This is a genomic window from Pseudomonas syringae pv. tagetis, assembly GCF_022557255.1.
GTDB lineage: Bacteria > Pseudomonadota > Gammaproteobacteria > Pseudomonadales > Pseudomonadaceae > Aquipseudomonas > Aquipseudomonas caricapapayae.
The window spans coordinates 5,137,932-5,153,022 of sequence record NZ_CP092923.1 but is presented as its reverse complement, the minus strand read 5'-3'; the positions used below and the strand labels follow the sequence as shown (position 1 = coordinate 5,153,022).

17 protein-coding genes are annotated in these 15,091 nt (G+C 59.8%); 9 read left to right on the top strand and 8 right to left on the bottom strand.

Annotated elements, in window-relative coordinates; all coding sequences use genetic code 11:
* Positions 1–6 precede the first annotated feature (6 nt).
* The 4 genes from MME58_RS22975 to MME58_RS22960 all read left to right on the top strand — a co-directional run bounded on the left by MME58_RS22975 (position 7) and on the right by MME58_RS22960 (position 5,113).
* Positions 7–2,310, top strand: coding sequence for a mechanosensitive ion channel family protein (locus MME58_RS22975; protein ID WP_055004792.1), 2,304 nt, complete (start codon positions 7–9; stop codon positions 2,308–2,310).
* Positions 2,311–2,463: 153 nt separating this feature from the next.
* Positions 2,464–3,348 (top strand): sugar nucleotide-binding protein, encoded by an 885-nt coding sequence (locus MME58_RS22970; RefSeq protein ID WP_061447435.1) that lies wholly within the window; start codon positions 2,464–2,466, stop codon positions 3,346–3,348.
* Complete coding sequence (locus tag MME58_RS22965) at positions 3,341–4,270, top strand: NAD-dependent epimerase/dehydratase family protein (RefSeq protein WP_055004791.1); 930 nt, start codon at positions 3,341–3,343, stop codon at positions 4,268–4,270. Before MME58_RS22970 ends, MME58_RS22965 begins: the two co-directional genes overlap by 8 nt.
* 354 nt (positions 4,271–4,624) lie before the next feature.
* On the top strand, positions 4,625–5,113 hold the full coding sequence (locus tag MME58_RS22960) for a hypothetical protein (protein WP_054987294.1): 489 nt from the start codon (positions 4,625–4,627) through the stop codon (positions 5,111–5,113).
* Positions 5,114–5,389: 276 nt separating this feature from the next.
* Here the strand turns inward: MME58_RS22960 and MME58_RS22955 are convergent, their stop codons facing one another.
* The 5 genes from MME58_RS22955 to MME58_RS22935 form a co-directional block, all read right to left on the bottom strand.
* Positions 5,390–6,076 (bottom strand): OmpW/AlkL family protein, encoded by a 687-nt coding sequence (locus tag MME58_RS22955; RefSeq protein WP_055004790.1) that lies wholly within the window; start codon positions 6,074–6,076, stop codon positions 5,390–5,392.
* Between the two features lie 103 nt (positions 6,077–6,179).
* Positions 6,180–6,704 (bottom strand): DUF3299 domain-containing protein, encoded by a 525-nt coding sequence (locus MME58_RS22950; RefSeq protein WP_055004789.1) that lies wholly within the window; start codon positions 6,702–6,704, stop codon positions 6,180–6,182.
* Between the two features lie 8 nt (positions 6,705–6,712).
* On the bottom strand, positions 6,713–7,978 hold the full coding sequence (locus tag MME58_RS22945) for an ABC transporter permease (RefSeq protein WP_054987296.1): 1,266 nt from the start codon (positions 7,976–7,978) through the stop codon (positions 6,713–6,715).
* A gap of 1 nt (position 7,979) precedes the next feature.
* Complete coding sequence (locus tag MME58_RS22940; RefSeq protein WP_054987297.1) at positions 7,980–8,690, bottom strand: ABC transporter ATP-binding protein; 711 nt, start codon at positions 8,688–8,690, stop codon at positions 7,980–7,982.
* A gap of 70 nt (positions 8,691–8,760) precedes the next feature.
* The gene (locus MME58_RS22935; RefSeq protein ID WP_054987298.1) at positions 8,761–9,354 is read right to left on the bottom strand and encodes a DUF2796 domain-containing protein; all 594 of its coding nucleotides are present in this window, start codon (positions 9,352–9,354) and stop codon (positions 8,761–8,763) included.
* Between the two features lie 292 nt (positions 9,355–9,646).
* Here MME58_RS22935 and MME58_RS22930 point away from each other — a divergent pair, with 292 nt between their 5' ends.
* Both MME58_RS22930 and MME58_RS22925 read left to right on the top strand, forming a co-directional pair.
* Positions 9,647–10,069: a nuclear transport factor 2 family protein gene (locus tag MME58_RS22930; protein WP_054987299.1), complete on the top strand. Its 423-nt coding sequence runs from the start codon at positions 9,647–9,649 to the stop codon at positions 10,067–10,069.
* Positions 10,070–10,130: 61 nt separating this feature from the next.
* Positions 10,131–10,484 (top strand): hypothetical protein, encoded by a 354-nt coding sequence (locus MME58_RS22925; protein WP_054987300.1) that lies wholly within the window; start codon positions 10,131–10,133, stop codon positions 10,482–10,484.
* A 40-nt stretch (positions 10,485–10,524) separates the two neighbouring features.
* On the opposite strand, the gene trxA is transcribed toward MME58_RS22925, so the two are convergent.
* From trxA to MME58_RS22910, 3 genes are all read right to left on the bottom strand, one after another.
* The gene (gene trxA / locus MME58_RS22920; RefSeq protein WP_054987301.1) at positions 10,525–11,397 is read right to left on the bottom strand and encodes a thioredoxin; all 873 of its coding nucleotides are present in this window, start codon (positions 11,395–11,397) and stop codon (positions 10,525–10,527) included.
* A gap of 97 nt (positions 11,398–11,494) precedes the next feature.
* Positions 11,495–12,148, bottom strand: coding sequence for a class I SAM-dependent methyltransferase (locus tag MME58_RS22915; RefSeq protein ID WP_054987302.1), 654 nt, complete (start codon positions 12,146–12,148; stop codon positions 11,495–11,497).
* The gene (locus tag MME58_RS22910; RefSeq protein ID WP_055004788.1) at positions 12,145–12,594 is read right to left on the bottom strand and encodes a hypothetical protein; all 450 of its coding nucleotides are present in this window, start codon (positions 12,592–12,594) and stop codon (positions 12,145–12,147) included. Before MME58_RS22910 ends, MME58_RS22915 begins: the two co-directional genes overlap by 4 nt.
* A 176-nt stretch (positions 12,595–12,770) precedes the next feature.
* Between MME58_RS22910 and nrdR the strand changes: the two genes are divergently transcribed.
* From nrdR to MME58_RS22895, 3 genes are read left to right on the top strand one after another with little or no spacing between them, the layout of a single operon-like run.
* Positions 12,771–13,235: a transcriptional regulator NrdR gene (gene nrdR, locus MME58_RS22905; protein WP_003317051.1), complete on the top strand. Its 465-nt coding sequence runs from the start codon at positions 12,771–12,773 to the stop codon at positions 13,233–13,235.
* Positions 13,236–13,276: 41 nt separating this feature from the next.
* Positions 13,277–14,377: a bifunctional diaminohydroxyphosphoribosylaminopyrimidine deaminase/5-amino-6-(5-phosphoribosylamino)uracil reductase RibD gene (ribD, locus tag MME58_RS22900; RefSeq protein WP_162491435.1), complete on the top strand. Its 1,101-nt coding sequence runs from the start codon at positions 13,277–13,279 to the stop codon at positions 14,375–14,377.
* Positions 14,378–14,424: 47 nt separating this feature from the next.
* Complete coding sequence (locus MME58_RS22895) at positions 14,425–15,087, top strand: riboflavin synthase (RefSeq protein ID WP_054986642.1); 663 nt, start codon at positions 14,425–14,427, stop codon at positions 15,085–15,087.
* Positions 15,088–15,091: the final 4 nt, after the last annotated feature.

Genomic DNA, 15,091 nt, shown 5'->3' with positions numbered 1-15,091 from the left:
AACTGCGTGGCGTCTCAGCTGAAAATCTTGATCCTCTCGGGTCTGCTGCTATTCGCAGGCAGTTTCAATCTTCAGGCAGCCGATGTACCTGCGTTACCGATGGGCGCTGCGGTGCCGGCCGACGACAAGGCCGCTGAAAAAGCCGACGCCAAAGCCGATAGCAAAGCAGCTGACAAACCTGCAGCGAAAGCAGATGACAAATCGGACGCGAAACCGGCAGACGCCGGGGACCCAGCGGCAGCCGAACCGCCCGAGCTTCTGGTACAGGGCGGGTTGCTCGGGGCCATCAGTTCCAGCATTGATGACGTCCAGGAAAAGCTCAACCTCGACGACAACCTGTTCGACGCCTGGCGATTGCGCGCCGACCGTGCGGCCGACGAACTGGAGAAACTGGTCAACAAGCGCACTACGCGTTCGCCATGGAGCGTCGTCGGGGACTTTCTCGCGCTGTCCTTTGTCTGGATCGGCTCGTTTGCCGTCCTGACCACGCTGGGCCGTTTCCTCGCCGTACGCTTGTGCCGGACGCCGTTCATGCGGGTGCGCGAGCGCAGTCAGGCGCTGCTCAAGTACGTCTTGCCGTTCACCCTGCCGGCCATCGTCTGCCTGCCGTTGACCCTGTATGTCAGCCACTTCATGCCGTCTTCGGTGGGGCGCGCGCTGGCGTTGTGCTTTGCCTATGCGACGAGCAGCGGCATCGTGTCTACCTCGGTGCTGCTCTGTGTAATTGTGATGTTCAACGCCGGCCACAAGCGCGCGGCTGTACGGATGATTCGCCGCTATGCGCCGAGGCCACTGTTCGTGGTCGGCTTTCTGGCGGCGCTCAGTGATGCGCTGACCAGTCCGCAGATCGCCCGTCAGTTGGGCAGTAACGTCACCACCAGCGTTGCGGTGTTCACCGGGCTGTTTGCCTCGGTGGTGTTCTGCATGCTGATCATCAAGGTGCGCCGCCCGGTGGCGCACCTGATTCGCAACCGTTCCCTGAGCAGCCGCCTGCAACGGCCAGCGCTGCAGCAGTCGTTGAAAATATTCTCCAACCTGTGGCACTTGCCGATCCTGTTGATGATTCTGGTCTCGGCGATCAACCTCATAGGGGCCGGTGAAGACAGTCAGCAAGCACTGCGTTGCGCGCTGTTCACCACCATTCTGCTGATTGCCACGGTGTTTCTGAGCACGGTGTTCCAGCACCTGTTCAAACCGACGGAATCCATGGGACGCGGCGGGCATGTATACAAGGCGCGTCTGCTGAGCCTTGTGTACGCGGTGTTGCGCATTGCGCTGGCCATCGGGTTCATCGAGATACTGGGGCGTATCTGGGGTTTCTCGATGTTCGAGTTCGCCCAGCGCAATACGCTGGGGCGTGTGATCAGTGATTCGCTGAGCAGCATCGGCCTGATATTTGTGGTCACCTGGCTGCTGTGGGTAGTGCTCGACACGGCCATTCAGGAAGCCCTCAAACCGCCGGCCAATCATCGCAGTGGCCGCCAGCCGAGTACACGAATCAAGACCATCCTGCCGCTGCTGCGCAACGCGGTGAAAATCATTCTGGTGGTGATCTGCGCGATCACCACCATGGCCAACCTGGGCATCAACGTTGCACCGTTACTGGCGGGTGCCGGGGTTGTCGGTCTGGCCATCGGCTTTGGTTCTCAGCAACTGGTGCAGGACGTGATCACCGGCCTGTTCATCATCATCGAAGACACGTTCTCGGTGGGCGATTGGGTGGTGCTCAGCACCGGCCATTCCGGCTCGGTGGAAAGCCTGACCATCCGTACCGTGCGCCTGCGTGACGGCAAGGGTTTTGTCCACTCGGTGCCGTTCGGGCAGATCAAGGCGGTCACCAACCAGTCGCGGCAATTCGCCTATGCGTTCTTCTCGGTGCAGTTCACTTACGACTCGGATATCGATGATGCGCTGGCGCTGATCCGCGAGACCGGCCAGTCGATCAGCGAAGACATCCTGCTCAAGCACAACCTGCAAGGGCCGCTGGAGGTTTTCGGCGTCGACAGCATGAACCTCAACGGCATGGTACTGACCGCTCAATTCCGCACCTCTTCCGGTGGTCAGTACGCGGTGGGGCGCGCCTTCAACGAGCGCCTGAAACGACTTGTGGATAAAAGTCCGAACGTGCGTTTCGCGCAGACTTATCCACAGATGGTCATGGGGCCGGGCTTCAACAACCCACAGGCCGGTGTCGAAGTGGAGGGGCCGCCAGCGCCAACGGATCCGGCCGCTGCGACACCTTCCGCGCCGGCACCTGCGCCGCTTGGTCTGCCCAAGGGCAACAGCCCGCCAGGGCCCGCAGCACAGTAATTGACCGGGGAGAATGGGACGCCGTAACGCGTTGTTGCGGCGTCATCCACCCGCCAGGCTGCGCAACTGTTGGGGGTTGGCAGGCAACGTGTTATGTTTGCAGGCGTTTTTCAATTGTTCGTTTGATTATCTGATACCGAGCCTGCTGACTCTATGCGAATGCGCCTTATGCTGTTGGGCGGCGGGAATGCCCTTGGGCAGGCGCTGATTCGTCTGGGTGCCGAGGAAGACATTGGTTTCCTCGCACCACGTCCACCGCAAGACGGCTGGGACGTGGCGAGCCTCACGCAACTGCTTGATGACACCCGTCCCGATGCCCTGATAAACCTTGCTTACTACTTCGACTGGTTTCAGGCGGAGACTGTCAGCGCTGCGCGCCTGACCCATCAGGAGCGCTCAGTCGAGCGCCTTGCCGAACTGTGTCAGCACCACAACATCACCCTGGTGCAGCCTTCCAGCTATCGTGTATTCGATGGCTCGCGCGCGACGGCCTACAGCGAAAAAGACGAGCCGGTACCTTTGGGGCTGCGCGGTCAGGCGTTGTGGCGTATCGAGCAAAGCGTACGCGCCACCTGCCCGCAACATGTGCTGGTGCGTTTCGGCTGGCTGCTGGATGACAGCGCCGAAGGCGTGCTGGGTCGCTTTCTTTCGCGCGCCAGAGAACCCGGAGAGCTGCTGCTGGCCGATGATCGACGCGGTAACCCGACCCCGGTCGATGATGCGGCGCGAGTGATTATTTCAATCGTCAAGCAACTCGACTGCGAAGCGCCACTGTGGGGCACATACCACTACGCCGGACACGAGGCGACCACGCCGCTGGCGCTGGGCCAGGCGGTGCTTACCGAAGCACGTCTGCTGCATCCTCTGGCCATCGAGTCGCCCACCGCGCAGGCTCACGCCGCGCGTTCCGATGCAGCCGAAGAACCGCAGCACGCGGTGCTGGCCTGCAAGAAGATTCTCCACACTTTCGGCATCAAGCCCCGCGCCTGGCGGGCCGGCTTGCCAAGCCTGCTGGACCGGTATTATCGACATGTCTGAAGCTCCTGTTCTGATCACCGGAGGCGCGGGTTTCATTGGCTCGCACCTCACCGACGCCTTGCTTGCCAGCGGGCACGGCGTACGTATCCTCGACAACCTCTCGGCGGGCAAACGCAGCAATTTGCCGCTCGACAACCCACGGGTCGAACTGATCGAAGGCGATGTGGCCGATGCCGAGCTGGTCAAGCGCGCTGCGCTGGGTTGCAAGGCTGTGGTGCATCTGGCGGCGGTGGCCTCGGTTCAGGCATCAGTCGATGATCCGGTGCGCACCCACCAAAGCAACTTCATCGGCACGTTGAATGTCTGTGAGGCCATGCGCGAAGCGGGCATCAAACGGGTGATATTCGCTTCCAGCGCGGCGGTGTACGGCAACAACGGCGAAGGCGAAGCGATCACCGAAGACACCCCCAAGGCCCCGCTGACCCCTTATGCTTCGGATAAGCTGGCCAGCGAGTATTACCTGGACTTCTACCGTCGCCAGCATGGTCTGGAACCCGTGATCTTTCGCTTCTTCAACATTTTCGGCCCGCGCCAGGATCCGTCGTCGCCCTATTCGGGCGTGATCAGCATCTTTGCCGAACGCATCCAGAAAGGCCTGCCGATCAGTGTGTTTGGCGATGGCGAGCAGACACGCGATTTCTTCTACGTGGGCGATCTGCTCAAGCTGCTGCTGCAGGCTTTGTCACGGGACAGCGCCATCGAAGGCGCGATCAACGTGGGCTTGAACCAGACCACATCGCTCAACGAACTGCTGGCTGCGCTTTCGCAGGTTGTCGGCAAGCAGCCGGAAGTCAGCTATCAGGCACCACGCTCGGGCGACATCAAACATTCCCGCGCCAGCAACCAACGCCTTCTCGAGCACTTCACCCTCGACGAAGTCACCCCCTTGAAACATGGGCTTGAGTTGCTGATAGGGCGGTGAATTGCGCGCCAAGTGCTTGTCGTTATCCGTGCCTCAATCAGCCCTGAAAAAGGTGCTTATGCACGAGAGCACTGGAGGTTATGACAACTGCGATGAACTGCGGCCCTGGAATATGCGGCCTCGGTTACCCTGATGCACCGTCTGTACGGCTTTTACTGCCTGTTTCGGCAGAGTATGTCCGCTACCAATTGCCTGTGGCCCAACGTTGCTGTGAGACCTATTGGCTGGTTGCGCAGGATTTAGCTTGCAAGTATGTAGGAGCATTCTGCATTTTTTGTAGTTGATAACTTTAAGGTGTTCAGCAGTTTCAATGGCTTCTAGTATCCATCGTCATTCTTATGAAGGACGCATGGCATGCAAGACGAAGGTGAACCAGAGGTAGAAAATCCCGGCGAGGTCATCGTGCGCCAAGTGCCGGGAGAGGTCGCAGTACCTGGCTTTATTAAAGAATATTCGGCCTATCTTTCTGCTGAAAAGAAAACCGATAGCGCACCGGTCATTTTGACGTTACTGCGTCTTATTGGGTTGCTACTGTTGGTCGTGGGGGGCGTTTTTATCATATTTGGTCCTGGCACTGTTCGTATCAACTACCTGACCGGGCTAACGTTTCTTCAGTTTCTTCAACTTTACCCAGGTCCTATCGCTTCCGTCGGTGTGCTGGTGTACGGCATCAGCAACTTTCTTCGTTCCTCGGGTATAGAGGAACAGATGATTCCGGAGCAGTTCCTGACGGCTAATTACTGTCTGAAATTGCCAGAGGGAATTGACGATGATAAGCCGCTGGCGATCACCTATGTCGGTAATGAAGTATTCAGAATTGAGGATACTGTCGAGCAAGCATAATAAGCTTCGGCCCGAAACGACGGTTCAAGAGTCTGGCCATTTTGCCTCCTCAAGGCAGTTTTTCGAGGTGCGAAGAGTCAACTTGAACAGGGCTTGAGCTTCTCTGATACCGCTTCACCACTTGGGTGTAAGAGCGGATCGAAAGATCCTCTGCTCGTTCGCGAACTGTTGAGAACCGACAAGCGTGGTGCACGGGCACGAGCGTCAGCAGCCCCCCATAAAAGCAAAGGCACCCGATAAGGGTGCCTTTGTATGTGGCGTTTGAAGGTGTGCAGGTCAGAACTTGTAACCCACGCCCACCATGTACACCCACGGGTCGATATCCACGTCGACCTTGGTCTTGCCGACAGCCAGGGCAGAAGGGCCGTCCACAGTCGCTTCGGTGTCGATATCTACGTACCAGACCGAGGCGTTGAGCAGCACATTATCGGTGATCATGTAGTCCATGCCTAACTGTGCAGCAAGGCCAACCGAGTCCTTGAGCTTGAGGTTGCTGAACCCCTGATCCTTGCGATTACCGGTCAGGTCAGTGTCGAAGAAGGTGGTGTAATTGATACCGACGCCCGCATACGGCTGGAATTTCGACGAAGGCTCCATCGGGTAGTACTGCAAGGACAGTGTCGGCGGCAGTTGCTTGATGTCGGCCAGCTTGCCGTCAAGGCCAGGCCCCAGGCCCTTGACTGAAACGGTATGGCTGAAGGGTGTGGCTGCCAGCAGCTCGATGCCGACTTGCTGGGTCAGCATGTAAGCGAAGGTCAGACCGAGCTGGTTTTCGCCATCGACGGTTGCTTTGGTGCCGGAAACCCTGGTGCCGTCCAGACGGACTTCACCGCTGTCTTCGTTGGGCTGTACGTGCGCCACACCGGCGCGAACGATGAAGTCACCAGGCTCGTAAGCGTGTGCCGCGACCGGGGCAGTGATGGCAAGCGCGACAACAGACGCGCGTAGCAAGTGCTTGTTCATGGAGGCTCCAGAGATCAGTCAAAATTTATGGGCGTAATGTTAAAGCGCTGTCGAGCGGCGACTTTGACTCAGCTCAATGAAATCGCTGGGAACCCCGTCATCCTTATGAATCCGGCAACTCGTAGACAAGTATCTTGTCTGCCTGCATCTGATAACCCGCTTCTGCCAGTTCGCTGGTAGACGATTTGGCCTGCATCGGTCCTTCGATCCAGTACGGCTGATACAGCTCATCGACCTTCACACCCAGCTCACTCGTGACGTGCACGATCTGGTTCGCCGGTGGCGGCGGCACATGGATGCAGGCACCGAAATACGGCACCAGCAAAAACTCCGTCACTCTGCCTTCCTCACTGACCTCAAGCGGCACGATGTACCCTGGTAAACGCACCTGTTTGCCATCCAGTGCCTTGACCACTGGCGCATGCGGAGCCAGTTGGCGGGCCGCAGGCGCTGCCTCCATGGCCAGCGCATCGGACAGCTTGGACATATCGTGTATCGGAGCCGTTACCGGCTTCACCACGGGTGCATCAGGTGGAATCATGTCATTCCAGGTCAGTTCACGCGGCTCGGCGGCCCACAGCGGAGTGCAAGCCGAGAGCAGCAGAGTGAGTAGCATGCGCCGCATCATGAAGGTCCTCATAAACGAATCGACAGTCCATCGGCCAGTGACTGCCTGTAGGCTCGCCAGGCTGGCACGGTTCCCATCAACAGCGCGCAACCGAGAATGGCACCGAGCAAGGTCCATTCATATTGGCCAGGTGGCATAGACGACAGGTACAGACCGTAGTTGTCGAGCACGTAGTCTCTGGCCACGAAAATGCCGATATAGAGCAGTGCAAGGCCGCTGATCACACCGGCAAGCGCCAGAACGAAGGCTTCAAGTATAAGCAGGCTTGCGATATGCCAGGGCCGTGCGCCGACCGAACGCAGGATGGCCATTTCCCGGCGTCGTTCATTGAGGCTGGTAAGAATCGCAGTCAGCATGCCGATCAGTCCGGTCAGCACCACGAACAGGGAAATCACGAAGAGTGCCTTTTCAGCGGTGCCCATCAGGCTCCACAGCTCCTGCAGCGCCACGCCCGGCAGAATCGCCAGCATCGGCTCGCCGCGGTATTCGTTGATCTCGCGCTGCAGGCTGAAGGTTGAAATCTTGCTGTTCAAACCCAGCATGAACGCGGTGATCGCCGTCGGCGTCAGGTCCATGTTGCGCGCCTGATCGGCGGAGATGCGCTCGTTGCCTCGTGCCGGGGCACCGTTGCGCCAATCGATATGAATGGCCTCCATGCCGCCCAGACTGATATGCAGCGTGCGGTCCACCGGCGTGCCGGTCGGCTTGAGGATGCCGACGACGGTAAACGGTTTGTCGTCATGCTTGACCAGACTGATCGCCGCCACACCATGCGCCAGTACCAGTTTGTCGCCCAGCTTGTAGTGCAGCGCTTTGGCGACCTCCGAGCCCAGCACGACTTCAAAGGGGTCGGTCTTGAATTCGCGTCCTTCGGCCATTTCCAGGTGTTGTTGGCGACCGAACTGATAGTGCTCGAAATACGCCTCGTTAGTGCCCATCACCCGATAGCCGCGATGGGAGTCGCCCAGCGAAACCGGGATCGCCCACTTGACCTGTTTGCTGTTGGCGAAGTGCTCGAAACTGTCCCAGCGAATGTTGTTGGTGGCGTTGCCTATGCGAAATACCGAATACAGCAACAGGTTGATCGAGCCGGAGCGTGCGCCGACGATCAGGTCGGTGCCGCTGATGGTGCTGGCGAAGCTGGAGCGGGCTTCGGTACGCACCCGTTCGACGGCCAGTAACAGACATACTGACAGCGCAATGGCGAACGCAGTGAGAAATGCGGTGAAACGGCGGTTGGCCAGACTGGCCATTGCCAGACGAAACAGATACATCTCAACTCTCCACGGCGACGGCGGCGCGATTCAGGTCGCTCAGCGACAGATTGCGATCAAACAGCGGTGCCAGGCTCTGGTCATGGCTGACGAACAGCAGGCTGGCCCCGGCCTCGCGGCATTCGGCGAACAGCAGGCGAATGAACGCCTCGCGAGAGTCGGCGTCCAGCGCTGAAGTAGGTTCGTCGGCAATGACCAGTTCCGGTTGCCCGATCAGCGCACGGGCGGCGGCGACGCGTTGCTGCTGGCCGATGGACAGTGAGTCGGCGCGTCGGGTCAGCATCGCCGGATCTTTCAGGCCCAGATGGGCTAGCAGGGTGGTCGTGGCTTTATCGACACTGCCGTGGCGTTGCTTCGCACGGCTGGCACGGACGTTGGAAAAGTGGCAGGGCAGCTCGATGTTTTCCCGCACTGACAGAAACGGCAACAGATTGAACTGCTGAAAGATGTAGCCGGTGTGATCGACACGGAAACGGTCACGTGCCGCCGCCGACAGCGTCGACAGGTCCTGATTCAGCAGGCGAATACTGCCGCTGACGGGCTTCTGCACACCGCCCAGCAGGCCCAGCAAGGTGGTCTTGCCGCTGCCGCTGGGGCCTTTGAGGAACAGCGTTTCGCCGGTTTGCAGGCGGAACTCGGGGATGTCCAGCAGTTGAGGATGACCTGGCCAGTTGAAGCGCAGGTCCGACAGTTCGATCAGTGCTTGGGTCATGGGCTGACTCACGCTCGCTTGGAAATTAAAAGACCGGGCCAGGCCCGGTCGTTATGCGCCGCAGGGGTGATCAGAATTTCAGCGTGGGGTTGGCTGCGATCACTTCTGCGCCCGACTGGCCGCCTGGCGAGATCAGTTGTACCTGAAGCTTCCTGGTGTCGGGAAAGGTTTTGAAGATTTGCGACAGGTCGAGCTTCTTCAGAACGGCGGGCGCGTCACAGACGAACGTGTAGTGCCCGTGGATTTCACTGTGCTCATGATGATCGGCATCGCCAGCGTCGGCGTGTTCATCGTGATCGTCGTCCTTGTCGCCGAACAGCGGGCTTTTCAGCGTCACCGAGGTGGCTGAACAATTGGCGGCATCGGCGATGCTGAACAGTGCATTGGGCTTGAGCAGCAGCTCGCGGGCCTTGGCGACTTTGGCCTTGTCTTCATCAGAAGTTGCAACGTGTTCGAAGCCGACGATGTTCATGGCCGGGCTTTCGAATTCGAATTCCAGCTTCTTGCCTTCCAGCACCACATCCAGACGTCCGACCCCGTGCTCGTGGGCACCCAGACTGCCGTGTTCATCACCGTGCGCATGATCATGGTCATGTTCTTCGGCAGCGTGGGCAGCAACGAGTGGTAGCAAAGCGAAAGGCAGGGCGAGTAACAGACGGCGCATAGCGGACTCCGGACAATGTTCGAGAAAAACTGTTATGTGATCTTATAACAACTGTCGTTGTGCGTGGACGTGTTTTTATTCGAAAGCCAGACCACCAGGTCTGCGCGGGACGCTATCGGGCGGTGTCTTCTGGAACAGTCTTGCGGAATATCCTGTCCAGTGCTTATGCCGAAGTAGTCTCACACTTTGCGTCATCAAGTCCTACTCTGGAAGATGAAAATTGCTGTGCCTGCGCCGGATGCGCAGGAAAGGTTTTCATCGCCAGCCAAACGCGACATCAGGGAAGATGCTCATGAACAAGCTCCATTCGAATAGAGAAATCCTGCGTGCTGTGTACAAGGATCTGACGCGCATTACTGAATTCGCCGATGCCGACATTGTGTTGCACAAGGCCGATCAGGGTGCTGGCGGCGGCCTGTCCATCGCTATCGGCAAGCAGGCGGTGCTGTCCCACGAGATCAACCTGATCAGGCGTACACGCCAAACCTTGTACATGGATGTCCACGAGATCGTTGCCAATGATCACTTCGGCAGCGTAGTGGGGGAGATGCGCGCCAGTTGCGAAGGGCGGAAAATCATCATGCCGTTTTGCGGCCTGTGGCGATTTCGTGATGGCAGAATTGTCGAGCATTGGGAGAACGTCTATGACGTACGGGCGCTTGGCAATTTCATGAACGGTAAAGAACCGGCCGTCAGCCAGTGGCGTTACGGTTGATCATGGGCATGTGCGCCAGCCTGTGGGAGCATGTACGCCTGACTGTGAGCAGGTACATAACATGTTGCGTATTCGTGGAACCGTAGGCCAGTGGCCGGTGGATTTGACCTTGGAGCTTGACGAAGGTGACTGGGCGCAATTGGGCGCGCAGCTCAAGGCGGCAGCTCCGGACGCAAGCACGCCGGTAGTGGAGAGCAAGCCACTCAACCAGGATGACAGGCTGTGGCAGGTCGCGCAGGAATTGCTGCAAAAGGCCGGGCAGATGAGCGGGCCGGACCTGTTGGGTCAGCTCGAGGGGCTGGCCGGCAGCACGGCGGCGGGCAAGCATTTGCTGGTGCGCTTGCGTCACTGTGCGAACGTGAAGGTCGAGAGCAGCGGAGACGCGCCGCTGTATAGCTGGACCGAGGTGACGTGAACAGCCGCAGGCACCGGCACGATACCTGCGGCTGGTTGTCTTAGTACAATGCCGCGAACAGCTTGCGACGGTACGCAGTCACCAGCGGATGCTCGTTGCCCAGCAGGTCGAACACTTGCAGCAGGGTCTTGTGCGGCAGGCCTTCGGCGTAATTACGGTTGCGGATGAACAGCTTGAGCAGGCCATCGAGCGCTGCTTCGTACTGTTGACGCGACAATTGCTGAATTGCCAGTTGATGCGCTGCTTCGTCATCCTGAGGATTCTGCGCAAGACGGCTTTTGAGGTCGGCTGCATCCGGAAGGGTGGCCGATTCAGCCAGGAACGTCAGTTGCGCCTTGGCACCTGCCAGTTCGGCTTTATGTGCGTCACCGGTGACGGCATCCAGCACTGCTTTGGCCTCGCTCAGCTCGCCACGTTCGGCCAGGCAGCGTGCATACAGAATCAGCGCTGCAGCATGGGTATTGTCTTCGCTCAGCAGCACCTTGAGCTGTGCTTCGGCTTCGGCAAAACGGCTTTCTGCAAACAGTTCCTGGGCCTGCTTGAACGGATCGCCGGCCGGAGGCGGCGGCATGACCACGTGCTGTTCGAGAATCTTGCGGATTTCCGACTCGGGCTGAGCACCGGCAAAACCATCCACCGGCTGACCGTCCTTGAACAGCACCACGGTCGGCAGGCTGCGAATGCCGAAGCGCGCAACGATGTCCTGCTCGATGTCGCAATTGACCTTGGCCAGCAGCAACTCGCCCTGATAGCTCTCGGTGATTTGTTGCAGCAGAGGCATCAGGACCTTGCAGGGCGCGCACCACTCGGCCCAGAAATCGACCAGCACGGGCTGGTCGAACGACTTGTCGATCACCAGTTGATCAAAGTTCGCGGTGGTCGCGTCGAAGATGTAAGCAGTTTCCTGGCTCATTGCACGTCTCGAAGAGTCTGAATGCGGCCAACTATACGGCCAGCAGGGCAATGCTGAAAGCGGCGTCGGCAGTGGGATGTCGTCCTCACCCCCACGCTCACCGCGCCGCGTGATACACACTCACGTCGCGAAACTCGTGCGGTTCGGCCAGGTCCGGCAGGGTATGCGCGTGCAGTATCGTAAGACGCTGGTAGGCATCTCGCTTGAAGTCGCGTACGCGGGAATCCGCCACCAGTGCCTCGCGGCCCCGTGACAGAAACTGATCCAGCAGTGGCAGGTTGGCACGATCGTAAAGAACGTCGGCCACCAGAATCAGATCAAAGCGGTCCGTTTCGGCAAAGAAGTCTGTCGAGTAGCTCAATGGCACCTGATTGAGTTCGGCGTTGGCCCGGCAGGCAGCGATCGCCAACGGATCGAGATCACAGGCCACCACCTCAAGCGCTCCGGCCCTGACCGCAGCAATGCCCGCGACACCTGAGCCTGCGCCGAAATCCAGGATCCGCTTGCCTTCGACCCAGTGCGGATTTTCGGCCAGGAAGCGCGCCATAGCCAGGCCGCTGGCCCAGCAAAAACTCCAGTACGGTGGATCTTCCAGAATACGACGCGTTTCATCGGGGCTGAAGGCACGGTCCATGTTGGCATCGTCGATCAGCCACAGCTTCAGCTCGGTGCCCGGTAGCGGTGTGACGACCAGCCGGGCATCGCCGAGCAGTTCGCTCAGCGCGTGTTGAAGGTGTTGCGGAGCAATCATGGCGCCTTGACGAATTGCAACGGCCCCAACGCTTGTGTGGTGGGCTGGTCGATGCGCATCGACGGCAGGTGCAGGATCAACTGCCCTGACTGGCTGGCGCGGCCACGCAATTCGACCCGCCCACCCACCGGAAAGGCTTCCGGGTTGAAGCGCAGCTGGAACGGCAATGACTGGCCATTCCCTTTGAGCAACGTGTTGGTCAAAAGCTTTTGTGGACGACCACGCTCGTCGATCACCAGCATCGCGAGTTCGACCTCGGCTCCGGCCGGTACGCCCAGCAATTGCCCGCTGAGTTCACGTTGATAGGGTTGCAGCGGGCCAGGTCCGGCAGGCACTCTGATTGCCGGGGCAACGGGCGGGGCTGCAGCGGGTTTTGGCGCATCGTTGCTGCTGCACGCGGCCAGCAAGCCAATGAGGCCAAGCAGAAAAACGGGGCGTAACGTCATCAAGAGCTCCACAAGACAAAAATCGACAGGCTGTGCGACGCCAGACGTGCAGTATTACCGAGCCCGGGCAATTTCACATCGCTTTAATGCGCGTCTATATACCGTAAACCCTCAGCCTTGTCTTGCCGGCAGGATGCGCTAACATGGCGCTCCTCATTCTTTCGTTGCCAGCCACCATGCACTGTCCCTTCTGCGGTGCCAATGACACCAAAGTCATCGACTCCCGCCTCGTCGCCGAAGGCGAGCAAGTACGCCGCCGACGCGAGTGCCTGGCCTGCGGCGAGCGCTTCACGACGTTCGAAACTGCCGAGCTGGTCTTGCCGCGCCTGATCAAACAGGACGGCAGCCGTCAGCCTTTCGATGAAGAAAAACTGCGCGCGGGTATGCAGCGGGCGCTTGAAAAACGTCCGGTCAGTGTCGAGCGCCTTGAAGCGGCGCTGGTGCACATCAAGCACAAGCTGCGAGCGACCGGTGAGCGCGAGGTCAAATCACTGGTGGTTGGCGAACTGGTCATGACCGAACTGCAGAAACTCGACGAAGTGGCTTATATCCGCTTTGCTTCCGTGTACCGCCGCTTTCAGGACCTCAACGAGTTTCGTGAAGAAATCGACCGTCTGGCCCGCGAGCCGGGTAAGGAATAAGTGCATTGCTGACTGAACAGGCGGCTCTCGACGTTCATTACATGGCGCGTGCGCTGGAATTGGCGCGCAAAGGGCTCTACTCGACGCACCCGAACCCGCGAGTCGGCTGCGTGATCGTGCGAGACGGCCAGATCGTCGGTGAGGGCTGGCATGTGCGGGCTGGCGAGCCGCATGCCGAGGTGCATGCCCTGCGCCAGGCGGGCGAACGCGCAAGGGGCGCGACTGCCTACGTCACCCTTGAACCGTGCAGCCATCAAGGGCGCACGCCACCGTGTGCGGATGCGCTGGTCGATGCCGGTCTGGCGCGGGTCGTTGCGGCCATGCAGGACCCCAATCCTGAAGTGTCCGGCCGTGGCCTGTTACGCCTGATGAATGCCGGTATCGGCGTTCAGTGCGGGGTGCTGGAAAGCGAAGCGCGAGCACTGAACAAAGGCTTTCTCCAGCGCATGGAAACCGGACGGCCTTATGTGCGGGTCAAGATGGCCATGAGTCTGGATGGCCGAACGGCGATGGCCAGCGGCGAGAGCCAGTGGATCACCGGCCCGGAGGCACGTTCTGCCGTGCAGCGTCTGCGCGCGCAGTCGAGCGTAGTGCTGACCGGCGCCGATACGGTACTGGCCGACAAGGCCCGCCTGACCGTGCGCCCCGACGAGCTGGGGCTCAATGCAGAATTGACCGCGCTGGCGGCTGTGCGTCCGCCGCTGCGGGTATTGATTGATGGCCGTCTGCGCGTGCCGCTGGACGCGCCGTTCTTCCAGGCTGGCAGTGCTCTGGTGGTGACTTGCGCTGCAGCGTCTGCGCGAGGACGTTATCAGGAAGACGGCCATGAAATGCTGGCACTGGCCGACAGCGCCGGTCATGTGGACCTGCGCAAGTTGATGAGCGAACTGGCCACGCGTGGCGCCAATGATGTGCTGGTCGAAGCCGGCCCGCGGCTGGCGGGTGCCTTTGCGCGTCTCGGGCTGGTCGACGAGTTTCAGCTATTCATTGCCGGCAAGTTTCTCGGCTCATCGGCCCGGCCGCTGCTCGACCTGCCGCTGGCACAGATGAGTGAAGCGCTGGAGCTGAATATCGTGGAAATGCGCGCCGTCGGTAATGACTGGCGAGTCATCGCTCTCCCTGTGCGCGCACCCGGCGTATAATTCCCGGCTTTCGCCTTGCGCGCAGCCCTTGTTCTCCCGGAGGACCCATGTTTACCGGCATTATCGAATCCATCGGCAGCATCCGCGCCCTGACTCCCAAGGGTGGCGACGTCCGCGTTTACGTGGAAACCGGCAAGCTCGACCTGAACGACGTCAAACTGGGTGACAGCATTGCCGTCAACGGCGTGTGCCTGACCGCCGTCGAATTGCCCGGTGACGGTTTCTGGGCCGACGTCAGCCGTGAAACCCTGACCGTGACTGCCTTCGTCGATTTGAAGAGCGGCAGCCGGGTCAACCTGGAAAAGGCCCTGACCCCGACCACGCGCCTGGGCGGCCATCTGGTCAGCGGTCATGTAGATGGCGTGGGCGAAATCGTCTCCCGTGCCGATAACGCCCGCGCGATTCAGTTCACGGTGCGTGCCCCGCGCGAGCTGGCCAAATACATCGCCCATAAAGGCTCGATCACGGTCGACGGCACCAGCCTGACCGTCAACTCGGTCAATGGCGCCGAGTTCGAGCTGACCATCGTGCCGCATACCCTGAGCGAAACGATCATGGCCGACTACCAGCCTGGCCGTAAGGTCAATCTGGAAGTGGACCTGCTGGCACGTTATCTGGAGCGCCTGCTGTTGGGCGACAAGGCCGCAGAACCGGGCCACGGCACGATCACCGAAAGCTTTCTTGCCGAGAACGGCTACCTCAAATCCTGAATTG

Excerpts from the sequence above, each read along its gene's own strand:
- MME58_RS22950 (WP_055004789.1), bottom strand. The coding sequence starts at position 6,704 with ATGATGCGGCGCATGCTACTCACTCTGCTGCTCTCGGCTTGCACTCCG.
- MME58_RS22945 (WP_054987296.1), bottom strand. The coding sequence starts at position 7,978 with ATGTATCTGTTTCGTCTGGCAATGGCCAGTCTGGCCAACCGCCGTTTC.
- MME58_RS22960 (WP_054987294.1), top strand. The coding sequence starts at position 4,625 with ATGCAAGACGAAGGTGAACCAGAGGTAGAAAATCCCGGCGAGGTCATC.
- ribD (WP_162491435.1), top strand. The coding sequence starts at position 13,277 with ATGGCGCGTGCGCTGGAATTGGCGCGCAAAGGGCTCTACTCGACGCAC.
- MME58_RS22910 (WP_055004788.1), bottom strand. The coding sequence starts at position 12,594 with ATGACGTTACGCCCCGTTTTTCTGCTTGGCCTCATTGGCTTGCTGGCC.
- MME58_RS22915 (WP_054987302.1), bottom strand. The coding sequence starts at position 12,148 with ATGATTGCTCCGCAACACCTTCAACACGCGCTGAGCGAACTGCTCGGC.
- MME58_RS22935 (WP_054987298.1), bottom strand. The coding sequence starts at position 9,354 with ATGCGCCGTCTGTTACTCGCCCTGCCTTTCGCTTTGCTACCACTCGTT.
- MME58_RS22930 (WP_054987299.1), top strand. The coding sequence starts at position 9,647 with ATGAACAAGCTCCATTCGAATAGAGAAATCCTGCGTGCTGTGTACAAG.
- MME58_RS22940 (WP_054987297.1), bottom strand. The coding sequence starts at position 8,690 with ATGACCCAAGCACTGATCGAACTGTCGGACCTGCGCTTCAACTGGCCA.
- nrdR (WP_003317051.1), top strand. The coding sequence starts at position 12,771 with ATGCACTGTCCCTTCTGCGGTGCCAATGACACCAAAGTCATCGACTCC.
- MME58_RS22965 (WP_055004791.1), top strand. The coding sequence starts at position 3,341 with ATGTCTGAAGCTCCTGTTCTGATCACCGGAGGCGCGGGTTTCATTGGC.
- trxA (WP_054987301.1), bottom strand. The coding sequence starts at position 11,397 with ATGAGCCAGGAAACTGCTTACATCTTCGACGCGACCACCGCGAACTTT.
- MME58_RS22970 (WP_061447435.1), top strand. The coding sequence starts at position 2,464 with ATGCGAATGCGCCTTATGCTGTTGGGCGGCGGGAATGCCCTTGGGCAG.
- MME58_RS22925 (WP_054987300.1), top strand. The coding sequence starts at position 10,131 with ATGTTGCGTATTCGTGGAACCGTAGGCCAGTGGCCGGTGGATTTGACC.
- MME58_RS22895 (WP_054986642.1), top strand. The coding sequence starts at position 14,425 with ATGTTTACCGGCATTATCGAATCCATCGGCAGCATCCGCGCCCTGACT.
- MME58_RS22955 (WP_055004790.1), bottom strand. The coding sequence starts at position 6,076 with ATGAACAAGCACTTGCTACGCGCGTCTGTTGTCGCGCTTGCCATCACT.